Annotated in this window: 2 protein-coding genes; both read left to right on the forward strand. The window is 76.7% G+C overall.

Going from position 1 to position 948, the window contains the following annotated elements; genetic code table 11:
* Positions 1 to 238: 238 nt before the first annotated feature.
* The gene (locus tag CCN51_RS57985) at positions 239 to 598 is read left to right on the forward strand and encodes a hypothetical protein (RefSeq protein WP_245881701.1); all 360 of its coding nucleotides are present in this window, start codon (positions 239 to 241) and stop codon (positions 596 to 598) included.
* Positions 598 to 948, forward strand: a 351-nt coding sequence (locus CCN51_RS28605; RefSeq protein ID WP_211303259.1) for an aldo/keto reductase, incomplete at its 3' end; no start/stop codon positions are given. The genes CCN51_RS57985 and CCN51_RS28605, both read left to right, overlap by 1 nt.

The raw sequence follows: 948 nt of genomic DNA on the forward strand, positions 1-948 counted from the left end.
GCCCGTATCGAGGCCTGCCGGGTGCTGCCCGGCGGCCGCTTCAGCGATCTGATCGCCGCGCTCGACCACTGCATCGACGCCGAGGTCGACATCGCCCATATCGCGGTGGCCACCCCGTACTCCTCCGAACTGGTGTCCCGCAAGCTCGCCGACGCCCNNNGCCACCCACGCGGGCCCGCCGCTGACCCCGGAGGGCCTGTTCACCGCGCGGTTCAGCGCGTACGGCCCCGAGGTCGACGTGGTCGCGCCCGGGGTGGCGATCCTGTCCTGCTCGCCGCACGGCGGCTACGCGGCGCTGGACGGCACCGGCCCGGCCTCGGCCCATGTCGCCGGTCTCGCCGCCCTCGTCCTCGCCCACCACGAGGACTTCCGTGGCCAGTTGCCGCCCCGTGGACCCGGCCGCGTCCAGCGCCTGTTCGAGATCATCGCCGCCGGCTGCCGCCCGCTGGCCATCCCCGGCTCCTGGGAAGCGGCCCGCACCGGCCGCGGCCTGCCCGACGCGCTTGTCGCCCTGGGCCTCGCCCCGGGCGTACAACTCGCCCCCATGGTCTCGCCCTTCGCCCCGCCCATGGCGGGCTACGGGGTCTCCCTGCAGTGATGGCGCGGGGCCGTGCCCGGCTGCCGGCACGGCCCCGGCGGAGCGTCACCGTCCGCGTCTACCAGTCGGGCCTGCTGGCCGATCCCCGCCCCGGCGCGCCGCACGGCTACCGGAGCGTCCCCCGCGAACTGGGCGCGCGGGTGCGGGCGATCCGGGCCGTATGCGACCGGCACGCGGTGCCGCCCCTGGCCGCCGCGCTCCAGTTCCCGCTGGGACACCCGGCGGTGGTGACCGTCGTGGTCGGCGCCCGCGCGCCCCACGAGATCGCCGAGAGCGCCGGTCTCCTCGCGCACCCGATTCCGCCCGCCTTCTGGGCCGAGCTCAAGGCCCTGGGACTGCTGCCCGAGGAG

Source organism: Streptomyces milbemycinicus, from assembly GCF_002154605.1.
Taxonomy (GTDB): Bacteria; Actinomycetota; Actinomycetes; order Streptomycetales; family Streptomycetaceae; genus Streptomyces; species Streptomyces milbemycinicus.